Here is a 22,474-nt window from a genome sequence, read left to right on the forward strand (position 1 = left end):
TGTTCGGCGATTGGACGGGTTACGAAGCTCGCGTGACGACATCATCGATATCGCCTGGTCGCTGGTGCGGCCGGGCGGGCGGAGGGCGCCGGAAAATTCTGCAGATGATGACCTCACCTTGGACTGCGGGCAGACATAGCTCCCATTCATGGGAATGCCCCTGCCGAGATAGTAGACCCATGATCTCGGCACCACCATCGAAAGCATAGGGTCTCGGCAATATCGGGAAATGTTACAATCCGACCAGGTTTCCATTTCTGATGGAGATACCATGTCGGAACGATTGGAGCGTGTTCTTCGATATCTGAAGTCTGCCAGGCCGATTGCCGAGAAGAGCCCGACACTCGGCAGAGTGGTCGAGTTGATCGACGAGGCAATCCGTGAAGCGGAGAGCAGACTGAAGGCGACCCGCAGCAAAAATGGGCGAAACCACTAACTCAACGGATGTCGCACGCTCGAGCGGTGCTGCCATGTGGGGATGAGAGCTGCAGTTCACCAATGGTACAGACAGATTCGCAAACGTCGGTGACGTTATCGATCCGTCAATCTGCGCGGGCGAGCAGCTTACGATAGGCATCGCTGTTTTCGATGAATGGCAGAGTTCGAAGAAATGGCCGCAAAATCCTTCTTGCACTAGCTGCTTCCACCGCTATCTCAAGAGACTGTTGCGGAAGGAGACAGGGCATGCACATCGATGGCCAGTGTCAGTGCGGGCAAGTTAGATATGAGGCCAACATCGACCCCGGCGCAGTGGCGATCTGCCATTGTACGGACTGTCAAAGGCTGACTGGCGCCGCATATCGCGTCACGGTGAGCGCGCCGCGCGAGAGATTCCACATCATGGCCGGAGAGCCGAAGCTCTATGTTAAGATCGCCGACAACGGTCGTCGAAGAATGCAATACTTCTGCTCCAACTGCGGGTCGCCGATCTACACGACCGGCGAGCTGAAGGACGCCGACCGGGTTGGTATACGCCTCGGAACAATAAATCAACGGCGGGATCTCAAGCCACGGGCGCAGTTTTGGTGTTCGTCTGAACTTCCATGGGTTCAGGACCTTCGAGCGTTGCCACGACACGACGGCGACTGAGAAGCTTTCGCCGTTCCTGTTGCGCGAAGCGCGGCTCATGCTTGTGGAGGTAGGGCAGAGATGGATTCCTGCGGGTTGTGGAGAAGCCGCCGTCGTGATCTAGTTTGCACGGTCGTACAGCCTGGGTATCCGGAACGAACGACGATGATGTGAATTCTTCGAGCGCCGGAAAGAGGGCCGAGCGGATTTGACTTTGTTTTACGCACGGATCGAACAATCCCGAGAGATGTCGCAATATGTGCTGAGTTCTTCATGGAACTCACGACATCTTGTTCCGGTGCACAGGATTCACCATCTCATAAAAGGGAGAACTGGAGCACTCGAGATGGAAGACCAGTCAGCCGAAGTAATCGTCACGCACGATATCGAAATCCTGCCGCCGGAGCGCGAGGGCTGCCTCGGAGACGGCATCCTTTGCCTGTGTTGCGGCCGGCCGCAATCCACCATGGATGAGGACGGCTGCGGCATCTGCGAGGAGTGCCTGGCGCCCTCGTTCGGCGGGGACTTCTCCAATCGACGTCCATTTTTGCTGGATGTTATCGACAGGAGGTATGGCGACCACCTCCCGCGGCCGCGCCCAGGATCGTGGACGCGTCGCAGGCGGGCAGAGCCATGAGGTGAGATGGGAGGGCAGGAAGGAGCCTGTCAAAAGAGCGCCGGCGCTTGCAAGAAGGCCGACGCGGAAACTGGCCGCGCGTGTCAGAATGATCGCATTCGACCGGTTCCGGTCGTAAGGGCCGCCGCGGCGCGTTTTTGATGCACTTGAATGCCTGCAAGCCTTCACGATCCTGACGGCTGTCTCTGTGCCGAGGTGACCGACGTTGCGCCGCAACGCCGGTTTGCCGTGGAGCTTGAGCTGCCCGCCGAAAACCATGCCGCGCTTGCCTGCCGCATAGATGCGACGCACCTAGTGGAGCGCGTGGCTCATCATGCGATAGGGATGCACCGCGTTGAAATGCGAGATCATCGTGGACGCCTGCTGCAGCACGCGCTCAGCGTTCCGTACATCGTCACGGGCCAACTCGTCGGCATTGATACGGATCGCCTCGGCCATGTTGGCAGAAAGCGCGGCAAAGCGTCGGTCGCCTTCGACAAAGGCTTCGCGTGCGGTTCCTTCTAGGATACGCGCGATATCGACAAAGATCTCTTCGCGTTCCTCGATGCTAAGATCTTTGATGATTTTGATCTTCTCTTCCATTCTCAATCTCACTCCGAATAGACGTGCGATAGTGAACGAGTTCGCCGGAACCCCCGTCACGCAAAGAGCTAGGAAGGGGAAAATTCCGTTTCAAGACCTCAATGCAACTTGAACTCACCGTCCACACGGCGCCATTCGTTCGGCCCGATCAGGCGCTGATGGGTATATCGGACGGAATGCAGCGGGCCGTCCAGATTGGACTGCCAGAAATCGAGAAACCTATGCATCTCGGGAAAATCGGGAGCCAGGTCATAATCCTGCCAGACATATGTCTGCAGCACGGATTCGAAATCGGGAATGCGGTAGAGGATATGTGCGGTGGTTAGCCCGTAGCCATTCAGCTGTCGTTCCAGATCCGATGAAAATTCCATGCGTTCATCTCCGTTCCATGTCACGTCGAAGGCGGCGCAAAATCTGCGGCCATCAATGCTTTTGTCAAACGTAGAATACTCGTTTGTTGTTCCGTTCCAGGATGTTAGCAGCAGCATAGCGTATGTGCTGCTTTTTTGTTCCCTTCGTGAAATCAAAATGCCGAAAGCCAAGTCGTTCGCGCAAGCCGCTCGACCGAGACTTTGCCCACGCACTAACTGGTCATCCGGTCCGGCTAGGCGAACAACATCACCTGTTGCGGCGAGGCGTCGGCAATGAGGTGGACGCGGGTGGCTGTTCCAACAGCACCCCGCAACGCCGTGCTGAAGTCGCCATGAATGCGCCAGCCGTCGCCTCCTAGAGGTCATGGGCCGTCTGAGGCGACCCCAGCCGCTCAAAAGCGGTCGTCTCGTCATTGCCCTTAAGATTTGCACTCTCGAAGTCGGCGCAATGGTGTTCCGGCAGAATTTCCACCGAGCGAGGGTCACTCGGACCGTGGCAATTTGAAGGCGCCGCTCTAGATCTTCGTCATCGTTGAAGGGAAAATTCCATGAGCAATCAAACCGCTGAGCGAGAGCGTGACCAGTATGCGAGCGTCGATGAAAAAGAGCCTCCGGCGAGCGGGATCGAGGCTCGCGAGGCAGGTGCGCTACTAGAGATCCTTTCGGCAGTTCGCCGCGGGGATTTCTCGGTTCGAATGCGGTCGGACCTGACAGGTGTGACGGGAAAGGTCGCCGATGCGCTCAACGACATCATAGCAGCCAACCAGCGAATGGCGCAGCAACTGGAGCATGTTGGCCAGGTCGTCGGCCGGGACGGGCAGACAAGTACACGGGTCCGATTTGGTCTCTCGGATGGATCGTGGTCGGATATGGAAGGATCGATCAACCAGTTGATCGCAGATCTTCTCTGGCCGACGACCGCCGTCACCCGCACGATTACTGCCGTCGCCAAAGGCGATCTTCTGCAGACGGTGCCGCTTGATGTCGATGGCCGGCCGCTGAAAGGAGAGTTTCTGCGCTCCGCCGATATCGTCAACACGATGATCAAACAGCTCAGCGTCTTCACCTCCGAAGTCACCCGCGTGGCTCGCGAGGTCGGCACTGATGGTAAGCTCGGAGGACAAGCCCAGGTGCGGGAGGTGACCGGCGTCTGGAAGGACTTGACTGAGAGTGTCAATTCAATGGCCTCGAACCTGACAGCCCAGGTGCGAAACATTGCCGACGTCACCATCGCGGTGGCGAATGGCGACCTTTCCAAGAAGATCACTGTCGACGTTCGCGGCGAAATCCTGCAGCTCAAGGAGGCCATCAACACAATGGTGGACCAGCTCCGCTCGTTCGCCTCCGAAGTCACCCGCGTCGCCCGCGAGGTCGGAACGGAAGGCAAACTCGGTGGTCAAGCGCTGGTGCCGGGCGTCGCTGGCACCTGGAAGGATTTGACTGACTCGGTCAACGCTATGTGCGGAAACTTGACGGCCCAGGTGCGAAACATCGCCCAGGTCACGACCGCTGTGGCGCGCGGTGACCTTTCCCGCAAGATCACCGTGAACGTCTCGGGCGAAATACTGGAACTGAAGGAGACCATCAATACGATGGTCGACCAGTTGAACGGTTTTGCCGGCGAGGTGACGCGCGTCGCCCGCGAGGTCGGAACGGAAGGTCGCCTCGGCGGGCAGGCCCAGGTGCCAGGGGTGGCGGGCACATGGAAGGACTTGACCGATAACGTCAATTCGATGGCATCGAACCTCACCGCCCAGGTCCGCAATATTGCCGAGGTCTCGACCGCGATCGCCAACGGCGACTTGTCGAAGAAGATTACCGTGACCGTTTCGGGCGAAATCCTCGAGCTCAAGGAAACGATCAACACGATGGTCGACCAGCTGAACGCCTTTGCGTCGGAAGTGACGCGCGTCGCCCGCGAGGTCGGTACGGAAGGCCGGCTCGGCGGGCAGGCCAACGTCACGGGCGTTGCGGGCACTTGGAAAGACCTAACCGAAAACGTCAACTCGATGGCGGGTAACCTCACATCCCAGGTCCGTAACATTGCCGAGGTCTCGACCGCGATCGCCAACGGCGACCTGTCCAAAAAGATCACCGTCGACGTCAAGGGCGAGATTCTGGAACTGAAGGAAACGATCAATACGATGGTCGACCAGCTGAACGCGTTTGCGTCCGAGGTCACGCGTGTCGCGCGCGAAGTCGGGACGGAGGGGCAGCTCGGCGGACAGGCAAATGTACGCGGCGTCGCCGGCACGTGGAAGGACCTGACGGATTCAGTCAACTCGATGGCATCCAACCTCACGGCGCAGGTGCGCAATATCGCAGAGGTCGCCACCGCGGTTGCACAGGGAGACCTGTCGAAGAAGATCACCGTCACGGTTTCGGGCGAGATCCTTGGACTGAAGGAAACCATCAATACGATGGTCGATCAGCTGAACGGTTTTGCCGGCGAGGTGACGCGCGTCGCACGCGAGGTCGGCACGGAAGGCCGGCTCGGTGGCCAGGCGAACGTCCTTGGTGTTGCAGGCACCTGGAAGGACTTGACCGACAGCGTGAATTTCATGGCCGGTAACCTGACCGCGCAGGTGCGCAACATCGCTGAAGTCTCGACAGCGATCGCCAACGGCGATCTGTCGAAAAAAATCACCGTGACCGTGTCCGGCGAAATCCTGGAGCTCAAGGAAACCTTGAATACCATGGTGGACCAGCTCAACCGGTTCGCCTCGGAAGTGACCCGCGTGGCACGCGAGGTGGGCACGGAAGGCAAGCTCGGCGGCCAGGCCCAGGTGCCGGGTGTTGCCGGCACCTGGAAGGATTTGACGGAAAACGTCAATTCGATGGCGTCGAACCTGACTGGCCAGGTGCGTAACATTGCGGAAGTGACGACGGCGGTGGCGCGAGGTGACCTGTCGCGTAAAATCACGGTCGACGTGAAAGGCGAAATCCTCGAGCTCAAGAATACCATCAATACGATGGTCGACCAACTGAATGCCTTTGCCGGCGAAGTGACGCGCGTTGCCCGGGAAGTCGGGACGGAGGGCAAACTTGGTGGCCAGGCGCAGGTACCCGGTGTCGCCGGGACGTGGAAGGACCTGACCGACAGCGTCAACTCCATGGCCGGCAACCTCACCGCGCAGGTGCGCAATATAGCCGAGGTCGCCACCGCAATTGCTAATGGCGACCTGTCGCGCAAGATCACCGTTGACGTGCGCGGGGAAATCCTGCTCCTCAAGGACACGCTCAACACGATGGTCGATCAGCTGCGGTCCTTCGCAGGCGAAGTGACGCGCGTGGCGCGCGAAGTCGGCACCGACGGCCGGCTCGGAGGACAGGCCGTCGTTCCTGGCGTCGCCGGCACCTGGAAGGACTTGACTGACAACGTCAACTTGCTTGCCGCCAATCTGACGACCCAGGTGCGCAATATCGCGGAAGTGACGACTGCCGTCGCGCGAGGCGACCTGTCGCGCAAAATCACCGTCGACGTCAAAGGCGAAATTCTCGAGCTCAAGAACACCATCAACACGATGGTGGACCAGTTGAACGCATTTGCCGGCGAAGTGACCCGCGTCGCGCGTGAAGTCGGCACCGAAGGCAAGCTCGGCGGTCAGGCGCAGGTGCCTGGCGTCGCCGGCACCTGGAAGGACCTGACGGATACCGTCAACGTCATGGCCGCAAACCTGACCGAACAGGTGCGCGGCATCGTCAAGGTCGTGACGGCCGTTGCGAATGGCGATCTCAAGCAGAATCTCACCGTCGCCTCCAAGGGCGAAGTCGCAGCACTTGCCGTAACCATCAACAACATGACCAATACGCTCGCCACTTTTGCCGACCAGGTGACGACGGTGGCGCGCGAGGTGGGGGTCGAAGGTCGCCTCGGCGGGCAGGCGAACGTGCCAGGCACCGCCGGCACCTGGAAAGATCTCACCGGCAACGTCAACCTTCTGGCTGCTAATCTCACTACGCAGGTTCGCGCGATCGCCGAGGTCGCCACCGCAGTCACCAAGGGGGATCTGACCCGTTCGATCCAGGTCGAGGCACGCGGTGAGGTGGCGGAGTTGAAGGACAACATCAATACGATGATCGACAACCTGCGCCTGACAACGGAGCGCAACACGGAGCAGGACTGGCTGAAGACCAATCTGGCCCGGTTCACGAACATGCTGCAGGGCCAGCGCGACCTCACGCGGGTCGGAAAAATGCTGCTTTCGGAACTTGCTCCGCTGGTAGGGGCCCATCAGGGCGTCATCTACCAGGTGGACGACGTTGACGGGTCTCGGCCGATGCTCTCGTTGCTCTCGGTCTATGCGCAAGGGATCGAGGCCGCGCACCCGGACCGCCTCGAATTCGGTCAGGGACTGGTCGGACAATGCGCAAGCGACGCTCGCCGCATCCTGATCACGAACCTGCCCGACAACGTCGTTCCAATAAGTTCGGGCGTGTTTTCGACCCTGCCGAGGAGCGCCATCGTCCTTCCCGTCCACTTCGAGGGGCAGGTCAAGGCGGTGATCGAACTTGCGTCCGCAGGCAGTTTCTCGGAGCTGCAGGTATCGTTCCTCGACCAGTTGACGACCTCCATCGGCATCGTCCTCAATTCAATCGAGGCGACGATGCAGACAGAAGGCCTCCTCAAACAGTCGCAGCAACTCGCTGCCGAGCTGCAGGCCCAGCAGCGCGAACTTCAGCAGACGAACGAGCAGCTCGAGCAGAAGGCCCAGCAGCTCGAAGAACGCAATGTCGAGGTCGAAGCGAAGAACCAGGAAATCGAGCGGGCCCGCCGGGCGCTTGAGGAGAAAGCAGCTGAGCTTGCGCTGACTTCAAAATACAAGTCCGAATTCCTCGCCAACATGTCGCACGAGCTTCGCACACCGCTCAACTCCATCCTGATCCTCGGGCAACAGCTCGGCGACAATCCGGAGGGGAATCTGTCGAGCAAACAGGTAGAGTTCGCCAAGACCATCCATGGGGCGGGCACCGATCTGCTCAACCTCATCAGCGACATCCTCGACCTGTCGAAGATCGAATCAGGCACAGTCTCTGTCGATGCAGAGGAAATCTTCATCCGAAGCCTGCTCGAAGTGATGGCGCGGCCATTCCGCCACGAGGCGGACAATCGCGGCCTCACATTTGGAGTAGAGGTCGGAGACGATGTCGCCAAGAGTATCATCACCGATTCCAAGAGACTTCAGCAGATACTGAAGAACCTGCTATCGAATGCGTTCAAGTTTACTGCCGAGGGAGGGGTAACGCTTCGCGTGAACGTCGTGAAAGGCGGATGGTCTGCGGATCATCAATCGCTGAAGCACGCGCCGTCCGTCATAGCGTTTGAGGTCGCAGATACGGGCATCGGTATCCCGCCCGAGAAGCAGCGCATCATTTTTGAAGCCTTCCAGCAGGCCGATGCTTCGACGAGCCGCAAGTATGGCGGCACGGGACTTGGTCTAGCCATCAGTCGAGAGCTTGCGAACCTGCTCGGAGGCGAGATCCAACTCCGCAGCGCGCCCGGCGTGGGAAGTACCTTCGTCCTCTACCTTCCTTTGACCTATGTGGGCGGCGGGGTCGCCCGGACGGAACTTCCAAGCACGAGCAATGTCGTGCAGCTTGCAGAAGCCGCTGCAACCCGGCGCGCTGAAAAATCCGGTGAGCATGTGGACGATGACCGGGACCACATTGCGCCGAACGACATGGTTCTTCTGATTGTGGAGGACGATCCTCATTATGCGCGGGTTCTGGTGGACCTGGCACGCGACAGCGGCTTCAAGGTGCTGGTCGCGTCGCGCGGCGCCGACGCCCTTGCTTTGGCGCAGCAATACAAACCGACCGCTGTCTCGCTCGACATTTTCCTTCCCGACATGCTGGGATGGTCGGTATTGAGCCAGCTCAAACAGAACGCTCAGACAAGGCATATCCCCGTGCAGATCATCAGTCTCGACGAGGACCGACAGCATGGGCTGACGCAAGGTGCGTTCGCGTTCATGACCAAGCCGACGACGCCTGAAGGACTCGTCACGGCTTTGTCGCGATTGAGATCCTATACGCGGCAGCGGCGCAAGCGTCTTCTTCTTGTTGAAGACGACGAGGCCGAGCGGATTAGCGTTACGGCACTTCTCGGCAATGAAGACGTTGACATTGCAAGCGTCGGCTCAGGGTCGGAGGCGCTCGCGGCCCTCAGGGCGGAGCCTGTTGATTGCGTCGTGCTCGATTTGTCACTGCCCGATATGTCGGGATTTGACGTGCTGGAACGGATGCGTGACGACCACGAGATCGGTGAGGTGCCGGTTGTCGTATTTACGGGTCGCGAACTTTCTCCCGAGGAAGACACACGGCTCCACAGCATGGCTCGCAGCGTTGTGGTCAAAGGGGTGGAGTCGCCCGAACGCCTGCTGGATGAGACGGCGCTCTTTCTGCATCGCGTCGTCGCCGACATGCCGGCCGCCAAGCAGGCAATGCTGGAAGAACTGCACAGCTCCGATGAGAACCTCTTGGGTGAAACGGTTCTGCTGGTCGACGATGACGCACGTAACATCTTTGCGCTCAGCAGCGTGCTGGAACGACGCGGCATGAAAATACTCACTGCGACGACAGGCAACGAGGCGATCGAGGTGATCAATAGCCAGCCGTCGGTGGCGATCGTCCTGATGGATATCATGATGCCAGGCATGGACGGCTATGAAACAATGAAGATCATTCGGGCGGATCCCAGATTTCAACGGCTGCCGATCCTGGCGCTAACCGCCAAGGCGATGAAGGGCGACCGGGAAAAATGTCTGGAAGCCGGTGCATCGGACTATCTCGCCAAGCCGGTCAACACGGAGCAACTCCTGTCGGCGCTCCGCATGTGGCTGCATCGCTGAGGATCTGGTCATGAATCCAGTCAATATCCTTTTGGTGGATGACCAGCCGGCGAAACTCTTGAGTTACGAGGTCGTCCTCCAAGAACTCGGAGAGAACCTTATCAAGGCGCAATCCGGCCGAGAGGCGCTTGAGCATCTGTTGCGCAACGAAATCGCGGTCATCCTGGTCGACGTCTGCATGCCCGAACAGGACGGGTTCGAGCTCGTGAGCATGATCAGAGAGCATCCGCGCTTTCAGAATACCGCGATCATTTTCGTCTCTGCCGTCATGATGGCGGAGCCCGACCGGTTGCGCGGATACGAGGCCGGCGCCGTCGATTACGTCTCGGTTCCGATCGTTCCGGAGGTCCTGCGCGCCAAAGTCAGGGTCTTCGCTGATCTTTACCGCAAAACACGGGAGCTCGAGCGTCTGAATGCAGACCTCGAGGCGCGGGTGCACCAGCGTACGGCCGAGCTCGAGGCATCGTCGGCGCAACTGCGTCAGCTGAACGACGAGCTCGAGCAGCGGATCGAGCAAAAGACACACGAGCGGGAAGAGGCGCTTGCGCAGCTGTTTGAAGCCCAAAAGCTCGATACGATCGGGCAACTGACTGGTGGGGTGGCGCATGATTTCAACAATCTCCTGATGGCTATCCTCGGAAGCCTCAATCTGTTGAAAAAGCGAATACCTGACGACGAGCGAAGCGAGCGTCTCATCGCCAACGCTCTTCAGGCCGCAGAGCGTGGCGCGGCTTTGACGCAACGGCTTCTGTCATTCGCGCGCCGGCAGGATCTAAAGCCCGAGGCAATCGACTTCGCGAGCCTCTTCGATGGTATAGAAGACCTTTTGAGCAAGGCCGTGGGACCTCGTATTGCCATCCAAAAGAAGATTCCATTTTCGCTGCCGTTGATCCTGATCGACCGCAACCAGCTCGAGCTCGGTTTGCTCAATTTATTCATCAATGCTCGAGATGCCATGGAGTTCGGCGGCAGCGTAAGGGTGGAGGCTGCCGTTGCTGATGACGACCTTCCTTCTTCGCTAAAGGGAGGCAGGTACTTGCGCATCTCAGTATCCGACACCGGCGAAGGCATGGACGAGGTGACCCTTTCTCGGGCAACCGAGCCCTTCTTCACAACCAAAGGGATCGGGAAGGGGACTGGCCTCGGCCTGTCTATGGTTCATGGATTGGCAGCCCAGTCTGGGGGGCTGCTCCAGCTATTCAGCCGTAAGGGATCAGGCACGACTGTTTCCATTTGGTTGCCTGTAACTGAACCGGTCGAGGAGGTGTTGCCGATAGCGCCCGAGAATGCTGCGCAACCAGTCTCACCGACCTCCGCCCAGCTTACGGTTCTCGTGGTCGATGACGACGCGCTCGTCAGGCTAGGCACGATCGCGATGCTGGAGGATTTGGGACATCGCACGATTGAGGCTGCTTCGGCTTCTCAGGCGATGCTTCTGTTGGCAGATGATAATCCGTGCGATCTCGTGCTGACCGACCACGCAATGCCGGGAATGACAGGCGCCGACCTGGCCCGTCATATTTATACGTCCTATCCCGGCATTCCCGTTATTCTTGCGTCCGGTTATGCTGATCTCCAGGAGGATCTAACCCATTACGGTATGTTGCGGATGACGAAACCATTCACTCAGGAGCAATTACGAATGGCAGTTGATCGTGCGCTTCGTGAGAGGGCCGCCATAGCTTGAATGGTCGGGTGAGAGCAGCTGCAGGAGCGCTCCTGGCGGGAAAAGATGACCGAAAGCAAGGCGTGGCAAACCGCGGGGGGCTGACCGCATAAAGCTGCTGCGCAGGGAGTGCTCCGCCATTGGTTTTCCGATGGTCATCGCAGCCTCAATCATTTCGAGAAATATCCGGCCGGTATTGACGGCCCACGATTGCCAGCGTCCGATCTGGGCGAATAATGTAGGTTTCCTCCATTTGGCGGCCAAACTGGTCGGTAAAATCATGCGGAAAGGTCCATCCGATCGGCGATTTCGTGAGGCTGCCGTGCGGCTGGCCACGATAGGTGATGCTTCCGGGAATAGGCGTCAGTCCTGCACCTTCGTAGTTTACGCCGGTGCAGCCGCCAAGCACGACAGCGCCGATGATCGCGATGGCTGTCGATCTCATGAGAATATCCAATGATCGCGACATCAACGGACGGTGGAAGGCATCCTTGCCGCCGACATCAGCGGCTGGGCCACTTGATCCAACAGATGACCCGCGTTCTTTTCCTCGCCCAGTGACAACGTTAGCAATTGAGCGACCGTCGGCTGTGCAAGCTGAAGGGCAAGATTGCGAGCAGTGGTATAGGCGGCGATTTCGTAATGCTCGACGCGCAACGCCGCTCCAATGAGCGCGAGATCTGCAGGAGCGTCTTCTTTCTTCTTGCCTTCTGCCATGACCTCCTCGCCTTCCTCGACGAGGCCCGCCATTCCCTTGCAAGGTTTTGCCCTTGCCGCGGACCCGAGTACTTGCAGGCACTCGTTCAGCCGTTCGACCTGGACCTCAGTCTCAGCAAGATGCTTCTGCAGCAAAGTGCGGAGTTGCTGCGAGCGCGCTGCCTTCTGCATCTTGGGTAGGGCCTTCAGCAACTGCTTTTCAGCGTGCAGGAGGTCGCGAAGCTCGTCCACGAGAACCGCCTGGATCGCTTCGGAACCTTCCGGCGGTGCGCTTCTCGCTTCTATGGCCGATGCAGCGTTCCCGGCACCCTTGAAACCTTGAAATGCTGGAGCCTCCACGAATTTCCAGGGTTCTCCCTCGTTCCACGGACCACGGGTATCGACCTCGCCCAGATCGCCTTCGCCAGTCGAGTCGTTGAAGAACTGGTCGACCAATCCTGGTGTGGGAGCAATTCTTCCGACACTGAGGGGAGGTTTGCCTAAGCTTTCGAGGGCGAGCTGGAAGGCTCGAATATGGGTGATTTCTCTTGTCATGAGAAATTGCAGGGCATCCTTCGTGCCAGGATCGCGGCAGAAGTCGATGAGGCGTTCATAAACGATCTTCGCACGGGCTTCAGCTGCGATGTTGCTTCGCAAGTCCACGTCCAACTCACCGGTGATCTTGAGATAGTCGGCCGTCCACGGGTTACCCATCGAATTGAAGAGGTTTACGCCGCCGCCGCCAGCAATAGCGATCAAAGGATCGGCTTCCGCCTCCTCGCGAACCGACTTCAACGGTTTGAGGTGCATTCTTGCAAGCGTGCCAACGATTTCGAGATGACTGAGCTCCTCCGTGCCGATATCCATCAGGAGGTCTTTACGCCCGGCATCCTCGCAATTCAGGCCTTGGATCGAATATTGCATCGCTGCCGCCAACTCCCCGTTGGCGCCACCGAACTGCTCAAGGAGCATATTTCCGAATCGGGGATCGGGCTCATCCACGCGGACCGTGTACATGAGCTTCTTGACGTGATGGTACATGCGGCGTCCTCCGTTGAACTCGGGCCTAACGGCCCTCCGGCTTGAATGTTCCAGTTAGGACGCGCAGGATGTACCTGGTCATTTTGCCGTTTGGGCCGGGTGGCGTTGGTTGATCCTGGCTGCTTGCCGATTGCGTTGAGCGCCATTTTCATTTGCAGGGGCGCGTTCGCACGGGCAGCCCGCCTTGTAATCCGTCCGGCTCATCTTATTTATTGGAGATCACTCACATAACGACATCGCCACTGCAGACCCCTGAGGTGCAGACGATCGAGCGCATAATCGCTCGACTGCTCTTGTTTTGCGTGGCCGTCAAAGGATTCCAATTGAACATATCAAACAGCGCCACTGCTTCGGCAGAGCGAGCGCCGCGCGATCAGCGCGAAGGCGCCGATCGGCTGGCCAAGAATCAGAAGCCGTACCCGTGCCTGCTGACGCGCGCCGAACTGAAAGCGATCATCCTCGAGCAGCTTGGCTGACGACCATCAACGACGAAAACATGAAAAATAACACTGCATCATCATCGGAAACGACAGTGTGGGAGGCGGTACCGGCCATGAAAACGAGGCAGCAGATAGTCAGGAGAAGCCATCATGGCTATTGCGCAAGGTGACCTGTTTGCAGTAGCCGCGCCGGCACTGCCCGAGGGATTTCGCTACGAACCCGATATCGTTCCGCAGGCCGACCACTCGGACCTCCTTCGCGAAATACCGCAATTGCCGCTGAAGCCGTTCGATTTCCACGGTTTCGAGGGCAAGCGGAGAGTGATCTCCTACGGCTGGAAATATGACTTCGACACGGAGCGGGTGAACCGTACGGACGACATCCCGCCGTTCCTTCTGCGGGTGCGCAGCCTTGCGGCAGCATTTGCCGGCATCGAGCCCGATCAGCTGCAACAGGCGCTCGTCACCGAGTATTCGCCGGGCGCACCAATCGGCTGGCACAAGGACAAGAAGGTGTTCGGCAGGGTGGTCGGCATCTCGCTGCTGTCGCCTTGCACCTTTAGATTAAGACGCCGCATTGGCAGCAAGTGGGAGCGCGCCTCGATAGTCGCCGAACCCGGCTCCGCCTACGTCCTCTCCGGCCCGGCCCGCTCTGAATGGGAGCATTCCATCCCGCCCGTCGACAAGCTTCGCTATTCGATTACATTCCGAGAAATCGGATGACGGCGTCAGACAGAATGAATTGACAGGGCTGCACATCTCAACCGGCGCGGCGATTGCGAAATCATCGATCGGAATTGTCGCTTGTATGTCGGCGAGATTTCGGCTCTCGGCTGAGCCGGCAACTGAGTTTCCAGATAGAGGCGGCGTCGTTCCGAAGCGAAGACCTTTGATGGACTCGAGGCACGCTGGCCGAAAACATGAAGACGCGGCAAGCTGGCGGGGCGAGCCTGTTCAGACGTTCGATATCGCTTTCTGCCATCGACGAAGCGATTTATCATCAGGCGCTTTTTGTCGGGCGGCCTGAAGCGGCGCAAAGACAAGCGCGGTATCGGCATCGAGCACCCACCGCTGCTGAACGTCGATGGGTCGTTTGCCGGATCCTCCGTAGGTAAGGTCTTCACTTGACCATTCAACGACCCATTGGCAGCCCTCAGGAGGTGCAAAGAGCGGATCTGCCAGACTGAAGACCGGAAGGTTCTCTCCGAAATTGACGATCAGCAGACGTTCGTCTGCCGCGCTCTCTGCGAAATAACGCAAAAGGAAGGCCGAGCGGCTGAGCACGCTTCCATCGACCGACACCCTCGAAGCATTCGCACTTCGCGCGAATGCTTCCCTCTCACGTCGCAGGCGCAGCAGATCGCGGTGCAGGGAAACGATATGGCTATTGCCGTCGAACGCACTCCAGTCCAGCTTTGAGCGTTCGAACGTAGAACGGTCGCATGGCTTCGGCATGACGACCCTGAAAGCTTCATCTTGGAGGTTCGGAAACTGCCTGAGGAAGTCCAGGCGTCCGTTTCGGACGATCGCTTCGAGATCGCCAGTTTGATCCGCGAAATAAAAGAACGGGCTCGAAGCGCCAAATTCCTGTCCCTGGAACAGCATCGGAGTCTGCGGTCCGAGCAGGAACAGCGCAGTCATCGCCCGCATGCGCGAAGGCGACGCGAGCCTTGCGATCCGCTCGCCGGTGCCCGAGTTGGCAATCTGATCGTGGTTCTGCAGGAAATGAACGAAATTTGCCGCCTTCAAACCGAGGCCCGTCCGCCCACGGTTCGCGTTTTGCCAGTCGTACCTTTGCCCCTGGAAAAGGTAGCCATATTTTGCTGCCGAAACGAACTCCTGTGCCGTTCCGTGGTGGTCGTGGTAGTAGGCGTCATTCCTTCCCGTCAGGGCAACGACTGCGGAATGGTGGAAATCGTCGTTCCAGACGGAGTCCAGTCCAAGGCCGCCGCGACCTGTCGGTCTGACCAGGCGCGTGTCCTGAGGTTCATTTTCGCCGACGAGATAGATGGATTTGCCATTCGCTGCCGCCCGAGCCTCGTGCACTATGGCCGCCAGGATGTGCTCGTCGCTGCTGTCGAAGAGCGCGTGCGTAGCATCGATTCTTAACCCGTCGAAGTGAAACTCGTCGATCCAATAGGCCGCATTGCCGGCAACGAAGGTGCGCACACCCTGGCAGTTCTTACCATCGAAGTTGATCGACCTACCCCACTCATTGGCGTAGCGATCGGTAAAATAGTCGGGCGTGAAGTCGGCATATCGCTCGCCTGCGCCGAAATGATTGTAGACGACGTCGATTATCACGCCCAGTCCGACAGTGTGGGCCTCGTCCACGAAGGACCTAAGGTCATCGGCCGTGCCATAAAGGTGGGTCGGCGCGTAAGGCAGCACCCCGTCGTAGCCCCAGCCGAAGGTCCCGCAAAACTCATTGACAGGCATCATCTCCAAGCAAGTGATCCCGATGTCCCTCAGCAGCGGAAGTTTCTTGACCGCAGCGGCATAGGTTCCCTCTTTCGTGAAGGTGCCGATATGTATTTCGTAGAGAACCTGCCCGTCTGCCTTCACGCCGCGCCAGTCATGGTCGCGCCAGCCATAGTGGAAAGGGTCGACCACCATTGAGGAGCCGGAAGGGCCCTCCGGCTGAAAACGTGATGCCGGGTCAGCATATAGCTCTCTGCCGTCGCCCAGACGAAAGCGGTAGAGCAGCCCAGGTTGTCCATGTGCAAGGTCGAGCCGGAAATAGCCGTCGCCTTCGGCTTGCATTGGGTATTCGGCGCCATCGTCGAGCACGAGGTAAACGCGCTGATGCGACGGTGCCCAGATGCGGAACGAAACTGCGGCGCAAACGCGTTCGGCTCCGACAGGATAGCGTCGTATGCTGGATGTTGTTTGGGAACCGCTCGCGCCTTTGCCCGCCATCTTCACTGAACCTCGGCACACGGGACGGCGAAGCGTGCGTGGCTTGTGTCCAACGCCGGCGTCAAGTTTTGGTTCCAGAATCATGCGGATCGCATCTGCTGAGGCCGCGCCGCGTAGCCTTCATCTCTGGCGGGGCAAATAGAAGTCCCGAACCGTATGCTCCCCCAGTTTCACGCCGTTTGTATTTCAGTTGATATTCGTGACTCACGTTTTCAGCTGGCGGTGGAACTTAAGTCTCCAGTCCGAATTAGACGCGCGGACCGCGCAGCCGGGGGATTGAAGCCCTGACCCCACTAAAGTCGGCGGTGCGGTCCACTTACGCCATTCTCCGGCAAGTCGCTGGCATTAAGATGACCACGATGAGCAGTGTATGCAAACTTACAATAATTGGACTGGTTATCGGATTGGCGGCCCTGGCTACTTCGTGCACGACGCACCAAAGAACAAGTGGCGCTGATTTCCAGTATCAGCCTTGGAATTCGAGGAACCCCGCCTGCAGCCAAGGCTTCAGGCCGACTAACGCACTGTCCTGCAGGTATTGAGCTGCAGACCGCGGCTACTCCGCGCCGTGCTCGGGAGAGGGCGCTCTGCAAGCGCCCCACGAAATCCTCTCCGTGACAAGAGGACGGCGCGAGCGGCCATCTCCTCAGCAAAGAATTTGAGGATGCCATGAGCCGATCGGCCCTGGCACTTCTTCTTCCGGCGTACAAAAAGGAAGATCTTCGCATTAGAAGACATGCGGAAGCGAAGACGAGCATCTAATTCTGGCTTCTGGCTGATGATCCGCGGGCGATGTGAACCGGAGACTGAGATGCCGGTCGGACAAGCGCGCGCTACGCACGCCGAGCTAAAAGAACTGACATCACGTCAGTTTCCCCACAATGGCCGCGTAGTCAGAGAAGGTGAATTTCTTTCCACGTTCATGCGCCTGATTTGCCAGGCTGAGAAGACGGACCGGAAAGGTGGCGGCCGCCAGATTGGCTTCGGATAGCTGGTGGGCGTCATCCTGTTCGACTGCCTGCATTGCTCGTTCAAATGCGGCGCCCACTTCTTTGTGGTTCAGCAAACCCTTGTCGACCAACGCTTCGCAGAGCGATGCGACAGCCATGACCATGCCTTCGAGCTGAAGATTAGCGGTATTCAAGGTATCCTCCGGTGGGCGATAAGAAGCAAAGAGGGGCACAGCGCGGGGTTTCGTTCGCCATCGTCGTAGTAGCGAGCCGTTTTCTCTGGATGAACTCCGGCATCTGCGCATTGAGAGAGCAACCTTGGTGCGGCTGTTTTGTTCCTAAAGCCTATCTGCTCTGGTCAAGCGCGTGTGGAGATGGCTGTCCCTGCGATGGTGCCTTGGGTGTCACTGCGAAGAAATAGATTCCTGCAAGAAGGAGAGCGGCAAGACAAATCGCTACCACGAATTTAATCATTCCGAATCCCGCTTTGCGATCAGCGCTGCTCATTTCTTCCCTCGCTCGGTCATCAAGCACTTTCGAACAAGGTGGAAGACGCGAGGTTCCCGGATGGGTGAAAATATATGTTAGGCAATGGGCCAAGCATGGCGCTCAAGCGGAGGGCCTGATCGAAGGGTTGCATGTGAGGCCGCCATTGCAGTCGCTAGCAGAGGGATGGTGGGTTCGTTTTCGAGTTTCCCTGGGCCGGCAGCCATAGGTACCGGCAAGCCCATAGAGTAAGCGCCGTTTCGACGAGTCAATGTTTGCCCCAAGCTGTCACCTGTTTTTCCTGAAGTGGCAGCCCGACCACATGCAGATGGCGAGCTATTATGTTCCTCTTGAATTTCGCGCAGGACTTTGCCACCTCATCGACGCCATTTTCAAAACTGAAGGAGAAATTGCACTCATGCCGACCGCTGCAGAAAAGCCTGCCGAAAGCCACGTCTTCGAGGCCGACGTCGCCCGCCTTCTGCATATGATGGTGCACTCGGTCTATTCGGACAAAGACGTCTTCCTGCGCGAACTGATTTCGAACGCCGCCGACGCCTGCGAAAAGTTGCGCTACGAATCGATCGAAACGCCATCCCTTTCCGGATCCGATCCCGAAAGCCGCATTATTCTGTCGCTCGACGAAGAGCATCGGCAGCTTTCCGTCGAAGACAACGGGATCGGGATGAGCCGAGAGGAACTGATCGAAGCGCTCGGGACCATCGCCCGGTCTGGAACGCGGGCCTTTATGGAACGGCTGGAATCCGGCAAGGCCGGCGAAGGGGCACAATTGATCGGCCAGTTCGGCGTCGGTTTCTATTCCTGCTTCATGGTAGCCGAGCGTGTCGACGTCATCTCGCGTCGCGCCGGTTCAGACGAGGCCTGGCTCTGGTCTTCCGACGGCAAGGGTAACTACAGCGTCAGCCCGGCCGATATCGCCGAGGCGCCGCCGCGCGGTACGCGCATCCTGCTTCATCTAACGCAGGAGGCGAAGAAGTATACGTCCCGCTGGACGATCGAGCAGATCGTGAAGGAGCAGTCAGGTCATGTGCCCGTCGCAATAAGCATTGTCGATAAGCCCGGAGGCGAACCGGTGCGGATCACCGACGGAAGCGCGCTTTGGACAAAATCGAAAAATGACGTCAGCAAGGACGAATACCGTGATTTTTATCGCGGGATCTCAGGTCAGTATGACGAACCTGCACTGACCGTGCACTTCCGGGCGGAGGGAAGGCATGAATATAGCGCCCTTGCGTTCGTTCCAGGTTCACAGCCCTTCGACCTGTTCGACCCTGAGCGCACCGGACGGATGAAGCTCTACGTCAAGCGGGTCTTCATTACCGACGACGCCGGGCTCCTGCCGCGTTATCTCCGTTTCGTGCGCGGCCTTGTCGACACATCCGACCTACCGCTCAACGTCTCGCGCGAGATGATCCAGGAAAGCCCCGTCCTGTCGTCCATAAGGAAAGGTGTCACCAGCAGGATCATCAGCGCGATCGAAAAGCTTGCGGAAAACGAAGAAGACACCTTCCTTACGCTTTGGAAGAATTTCGGCGCCGTTCTGAAGGAAGGCATCTACGAAGATTTCGAGCGCCGTGCCCAGCTTTTGGCTCTTTCGCGTTTCCGCACGACTACTTCGGGGGAGGGCTATCGTTCGCTTGCCGACTATGTGAAGGATGCCAAGGATGGACAGAATACGATCTACTACCTCGCCGGCGCCAGCCTTGAACAGTTGAGGGCATCGCCGCAATTGGAAGGATTCCGCGCCCGAGGCATCGAGGTGTTGCTGCTGACGGACCAGATCGACAGCTTCTGGGTCATGAACGCCCCCGAATTTCAGGGCAAGACGTTCAAGTCGATCACCCAGGGCGCGGCCGAATTGTCGCAATTTTCCTTGCTGGACAACGAAAAGGCTTCATCGCCGGAGACGACCGCCGGTGCTGAATCGTTCATTGCCTTCGCCAAGGACAAGCTTGCCGACCAGGTCGCGGATGTCAGGGCATCGGTCCGTCTGACCGAAAGCGCCGTCTGCCTTGTCGCCCCCGAAGGAAGCTACGATCGGCAGATGGAGAAATTCCTACAGAGCGCCGGGCGCCTTCAGGACGCGGCCAAGCCGATTCTGGAAATCAATCCGGATCACGCGATGGTCAGGGCAATCGCTGGCTTGGAGGATAATTCGCCGCTCAAGGAAGATGCCGCCTGGCTGCTTTTCGACCAGGCCCGTATTCTTGATGGTGACAAGCCCGCGGATTCGCGTGCGTTTGCCGAGCGTCTCGGACGCATTTTCGAGAAAGTGGCCCGCTCCTGAGGGTCGGAATACGATCTTCAGGCCAAACCGCCGGCGTCGGCTCGACCATTTGGAGGCGGCATCTGAACATATGCCGCCGCACCACATCCATCCTCCTACGCTAGATGTCATTCGTGGTGGTCTTCTGGGCACGCTCGATTAGCGTTCTCATCCAGTGCCGACCGAAGCTGTTTGTTTGGCGGCGAGGGCGGTCGGCGTGGTCTTTTCGGTCTCGGCTTTACGGCTACGATCTCGGCAAACCGCGAGCACATCGGTGGCCGATTTCACCTAAGACTGCGTGCTGCGTCGCGATCGGCCGCGACGCCACGTTGGAAAGTCAGTGGCTACGGGAAGCCGGCCTTTCGATTAATCAATTGTATTTCTAACCTATTAATCGACGATGGCAACAAATAAATACTCGCGTGTAAGAGCAAAATTGACGTACAATAAAAGACAGTAAAAATTACCCGTCTACATGTTCTGAGAAATTCTCCGTCTATACGTCGCGCGAGCCCTTCCGCCTCACGTTTCCCGACCAAGAAAAGCTTCTGTGGATCAAAACTGTCTTGGACGCTATGTGGCGTTGGGGCTTTCTACCTCGCTCGCCACAAGCACATCCTCGGGAATGTCATCGAAGGATGCGTAGTTGAGGTTATAGAGCTTCGAATAAAGCTTGCCGTTTTTCATCAGCTGCTGATGATTGCCGCTTTCGACGATCTCGCCGTTCTGCAGCACGATGATGCGGTCCGCTTCGCGGATCGTCGCCAGACGGTGAGCGATGACGAGGCCGGTGCGGTTCTCAAGCAGTTTGACCAGTGCCTTCTGGATCAGCATTTCAGTGTAACTGTCGATATTCGCCGTCGCCTCATCGAGCACGAGGATTTTGGCATCTGCCACCAGCGCACGGGCGAAGGAGAGAAGCTGGCGCTGGCCAAGCGATAGATTGCCACCGCGCTCGCCGAGCATGCTGTCATAGCCCTGGGGCAGGCGCATGATGAAGTCGTGCGCGCCGACGGCCTTGGCGGCTTCGATCACCTGTTCCCGGGTGGCTTCCGTCTTGTGGTAGCGGATGTTTTCGAAGACGGTGCCGGTGAACAGGAAGGGCTCCTGCAGGACCATGGCGATCTGCTGGCCGAGCGAATCCTGCGTCAACTCGCGCACGTCGTGCCCGCCGACCAAGACCTGTCCCTGCTGCACCTCGTAAAAGCGATGGATCAACGACATGCAGCTCGATTTGCCCGAGCCGGTCGGGCCCACAAGGGCGACCGTCTCGCCGGGATTGACCCTGAAGCTCACATGCTTGAGCACCGGATGTTTGGGATTGTAGCCGAAGACGACATCGCGGAATTCGACAGAGCCGTCCATGTCGGGCGACAGTATCTTTGCATCGGGTGCGTCCTTGATTTCAATCGGCACATCGAGCACGTCGGTCAGCCGCTGGCCGGAAGCCATGGCGCGCTGCATGACGGAATATTGCAGTGTCAGTGAGCGGATCGGGTCGAAGAAGCGCTGGATGTAAAAGAGGAAAGCGACGAGCACGCCGACGTCGAGTGCCTGGTTCAAGACGCGCGAGCCGCCGACGACGATGACGAGCGCCATCGCGATGCCGGTCAGCGAATCGACGATCGGCACCATTACCTGGGCATAGCGGGCCGCCGTCAGATGCGTCAGCAGGTTGGCGTGTGCTTTGTCATCATAGAGCTGGAAGTTGACCTCCTGCCTGTCCATGCTCTGGACGGCGCGCACGCCGTGGATCGCTTCGGCAAGCGCCCCGTTTGCCACCGAATTCGTCTCATGCGCGGCCATGAAGGATTTGCGTGCAAGCGGCAGCCAGAAGAGACGCACGACGAAAAGCACAGGGAGCGCCGACAGCGTCAGCAGCCCGAGCTTGAAGTCGAGATAAAGCATCACGAAGACAATGCCGAAGAGAAGGAAGATATCGCCGACCGATAGAACGCAGGTTTCCAGAAATTCCTGCATCGAGTTGACGTCGCCCTGCAGACGCGACATCAATCGGCCGACCTCGGTCTTGTCCATGAAGGACAGCGAGACGCGCTGCAGATGCGAGAACATCGCCTTGCGCATATCGAACAGCACGTTTTCGGCTACTCCGCCTACCAGCGTCTCCTGGGCATAGCTGGCGCCATAGTTGATGAGAATGGCGATCAGGAAGGCGATGATCGCCCAGCTGAGCGCGGTGCTGTTGCCGCCCGGCTGCATGCCGTGGTCGATGGCATAGCGAATGATCAGCGGAATGAGCAGCTGCATGCCAGTGAAGATCAGCACTGAAATGACCGACAGGACGACATCGCGCCGGTAGGGATGCACGAAGGCCCAGATACGCTTGACGATGTTGGAATCGAAGACTTTGCCGAAGATTTCCTCTTCGATGCGGTGCGATCCGACCACCGCTCTCGGCGGGCGTCTTCCATCCTCGCGCACGTCCGGACGCTCGGTTTCCAGTTCCTCGGCCATCGTGT

The 22,474-nt window shown here is 58.5% G+C and carries 16 protein-coding genes; 8 read left to right on the plus strand and 8 right to left on the minus strand.

Annotated elements, in window-relative coordinates:
- Positions 1-271 precede the first annotated feature (271 nt).
- Positions 272-436: a hypothetical protein gene (locus FHX08_RS17515; RefSeq protein WP_165911916.1), complete on the plus strand. Its 165-nt coding sequence runs from the start codon at positions 272-274 to the stop codon at positions 434-436.
- 248 nt (positions 437-684) lie between these two features.
- Positions 685-1,089 carry a GFA family protein gene (locus FHX08_RS17520; protein WP_132654511.1) on the plus strand — a complete coding sequence of 135 codons (405 nt, stop codon included), beginning with the start codon at positions 685-687 and terminating at the stop codon, positions 1,087-1,089.
- A 337-nt stretch (positions 1,090-1,426) separates the two neighbouring features.
- Here FHX08_RS17520 and FHX08_RS31480 read toward each other — a convergent pair whose 3' ends face one another.
- The gene (locus FHX08_RS31480; protein ID WP_165911917.1) at positions 1,427-1,651 is read right to left on the minus strand and encodes a hypothetical protein; all 225 of its coding nucleotides are present in this window, start codon (positions 1,649-1,651) and stop codon (positions 1,427-1,429) included.
- Between FHX08_RS31480 and FHX08_RS32050 the strand changes: the two genes are divergently transcribed.
- On the plus strand, positions 1,641-1,823 hold the full coding sequence (locus FHX08_RS32050; RefSeq protein ID WP_409527408.1) for a DUF3606 domain-containing protein: 183 nt from the start codon (positions 1,641-1,643) through the stop codon (positions 1,821-1,823). The genes FHX08_RS31480 and FHX08_RS32050 overlap by 11 nt on opposite strands.
- Before the next feature lie 173 nt (positions 1,824-1,996).
- Here FHX08_RS32050 and FHX08_RS17530 read toward each other — a convergent pair whose 3' ends face one another.
- Together FHX08_RS17530 and FHX08_RS17535 are read right to left on the minus strand one after the other, a co-directional pair.
- Complete coding sequence (locus FHX08_RS17530; RefSeq protein ID WP_132654513.1) at positions 1,997-2,287, minus strand: hypothetical protein; 291 nt, start codon at positions 2,285-2,287, stop codon at positions 1,997-1,999.
- A 98-nt stretch (positions 2,288-2,385) separates the two neighbouring features.
- On the minus strand, positions 2,386-2,658 hold the full coding sequence (locus FHX08_RS17535; protein ID WP_132654515.1) for an usg protein: 273 nt from the start codon (positions 2,656-2,658) through the stop codon (positions 2,386-2,388).
- 548 nt (positions 2,659-3,206) lie between these two features.
- On the opposite strand from FHX08_RS17535, the gene FHX08_RS17540 reads away from it, so the two are divergent.
- Positions 3,207-9,509: a HAMP domain-containing protein gene (locus FHX08_RS17540; RefSeq protein ID WP_132654517.1), complete on the plus strand. Its 6,303-nt coding sequence runs from the start codon at positions 3,207-3,209 to the stop codon at positions 9,507-9,509.
- 10 nt (positions 9,510-9,519) lie between these two features.
- Positions 9,520-11,196, plus strand: coding sequence for a response regulator (locus tag FHX08_RS17545; RefSeq protein ID WP_132654519.1), 1,677 nt, complete (start codon positions 9,520-9,522; stop codon positions 11,194-11,196).
- A gap of 145 nt (positions 11,197-11,341) precedes the next feature.
- Here FHX08_RS17545 and FHX08_RS17550 read toward each other — a convergent pair whose 3' ends face one another.
- Both FHX08_RS17550 and FHX08_RS17555 read right to left on the minus strand, forming a co-directional pair.
- The gene (locus tag FHX08_RS17550) at positions 11,342-11,620 is read right to left on the minus strand and encodes a hypothetical protein (protein ID WP_132654521.1); all 279 of its coding nucleotides are present in this window, start codon (positions 11,618-11,620) and stop codon (positions 11,342-11,344) included.
- A 23-nt stretch (positions 11,621-11,643) separates the two neighbouring features.
- The gene (locus tag FHX08_RS17555; protein ID WP_132654523.1) at positions 11,644-12,912 is read right to left on the minus strand and encodes a DUF892 family protein; all 1,269 of its coding nucleotides are present in this window, start codon (positions 12,910-12,912) and stop codon (positions 11,644-11,646) included.
- A gap of 257 nt (positions 12,913-13,169) precedes the next feature.
- Here FHX08_RS17555 and FHX08_RS17560 point away from each other — a divergent pair, with 257 nt between their 5' ends.
- Complete coding sequence (locus tag FHX08_RS17560; protein WP_132654525.1) at positions 13,170-13,388, plus strand: hypothetical protein; 219 nt, start codon at positions 13,170-13,172, stop codon at positions 13,386-13,388.
- A gap of 114 nt (positions 13,389-13,502) precedes the next feature.
- Positions 13,503-14,075 carry an alpha-ketoglutarate-dependent dioxygenase AlkB gene (locus FHX08_RS17565; RefSeq protein WP_132654527.1) on the plus strand — a complete coding sequence of 191 codons (573 nt, stop codon included), beginning with the start codon at positions 13,503-13,505 and terminating at the stop codon, positions 14,073-14,075.
- 231 nt (positions 14,076-14,306) lie between these two features.
- Here FHX08_RS17565 and treZ read toward each other — a convergent pair whose 3' ends face one another.
- Entirely contained in the window at positions 14,307-16,271 is a 1,965-nt protein-coding gene (gene treZ, locus FHX08_RS17570) for a malto-oligosyltrehalose trehalohydrolase (protein WP_184327390.1), read from the minus strand.
- Positions 16,272-17,133: 862 nt separating this feature from the next.
- Entirely contained in the window at positions 17,134-17,415 is a 282-nt protein-coding gene (locus FHX08_RS17575; protein ID WP_132654533.1) for a hypothetical protein, read from the minus strand.
- Between the two features lie 710 nt (positions 17,416-18,125).
- Between FHX08_RS17575 and htpG the strand changes: the two genes are divergently transcribed.
- A complete protein-coding gene (gene htpG / locus FHX08_RS17580; RefSeq protein WP_132654535.1) occupies positions 18,126-20,015 on the plus strand; it encodes a molecular chaperone HtpG in 1,890 nt (629 codons plus the stop codon).
- Between the two features lie 552 nt (positions 20,016-20,567).
- On the opposite strand, the gene FHX08_RS17585 is transcribed toward htpG, so the two are convergent.
- Positions 20,568-22,469 carry an ABC transporter ATP-binding protein gene (locus tag FHX08_RS17585; protein ID WP_132654537.1) on the minus strand — a complete coding sequence of 634 codons (1,902 nt, stop codon included), beginning with the start codon at positions 22,467-22,469 and terminating at the stop codon, positions 20,568-20,570.
- Positions 22,470-22,474 lie beyond the last annotated feature (5 nt).

Origin of the sequence: Rhizobium sp. BK529, assembly GCF_014194105.1 — a bacterium.
Taxonomy (GTDB): domain Bacteria; phylum Pseudomonadota; class Alphaproteobacteria; order Rhizobiales; family Rhizobiaceae; genus Rhizobium.

What these genes read in the sequence shown, in the direction of transcription:
- FHX08_RS17555 (WP_132654523.1), bottom strand. Translation starts at nt 12,912, where the DNA reads ATGTACCATCACGTCAAGAAGCTCATGTACACGGTCCGCGTGGATGAG.
- FHX08_RS17550 (WP_132654521.1), bottom strand. Translation starts at nt 11,620, where the DNA reads ATGAGATCGACAGCCATCGCGATCATCGGCGCTGTCGTGCTTGGCGGC.
- htpG (WP_132654535.1), top strand. Translation starts at nt 18,126, where the DNA reads ATGCCGACCGCTGCAGAAAAGCCTGCCGAAAGCCACGTCTTCGAGGCC.
- FHX08_RS17565 (WP_132654527.1), top strand. Translation starts at nt 13,503, where the DNA reads ATGGCTATTGCGCAAGGTGACCTGTTTGCAGTAGCCGCGCCGGCACTG.
- FHX08_RS32050 (WP_409527408.1), top strand. Translation starts at nt 1,641, where the DNA reads ATGGCGACCACCTCCCGCGGCCGCGCCCAGGATCGTGGACGCGTCGCA.
- FHX08_RS17520 (WP_132654511.1), top strand. Translation starts at nt 685, where the DNA reads ATGCACATCGATGGCCAGTGTCAGTGCGGGCAAGTTAGATATGAGGCC.
- treZ (WP_184327390.1), bottom strand. Translation starts at nt 16,271, where the DNA reads ATGGCGGGCAAAGGCGCGAGCGGTTCCCAAACAACATCCAGCATACGA.
- FHX08_RS17515 (WP_165911916.1), top strand. Translation starts at nt 272, where the DNA reads ATGTCGGAACGATTGGAGCGTGTTCTTCGATATCTGAAGTCTGCCAGG.
- FHX08_RS17540 (WP_132654517.1), top strand. Translation starts at nt 3,207, where the DNA reads ATGAGCAATCAAACCGCTGAGCGAGAGCGTGACCAGTATGCGAGCGTC.
- FHX08_RS17545 (WP_132654519.1), top strand. Translation starts at nt 9,520, where the DNA reads ATGAATCCAGTCAATATCCTTTTGGTGGATGACCAGCCGGCGAAACTC.
- FHX08_RS17535 (WP_132654515.1), bottom strand. Translation starts at nt 2,658, where the DNA reads ATGGAATTTTCATCGGATCTGGAACGACAGCTGAATGGCTACGGGCTA.
- FHX08_RS17530 (WP_132654513.1), bottom strand. Translation starts at nt 2,287, where the DNA reads ATGGAAGAGAAGATCAAAATCATCAAAGATCTTAGCATCGAGGAACGC.
- FHX08_RS17585 (WP_132654537.1), bottom strand. Translation starts at nt 22,469, where the DNA reads ATGGCCGAGGAACTGGAAACCGAGCGTCCGGACGTGCGCGAGGATGGA.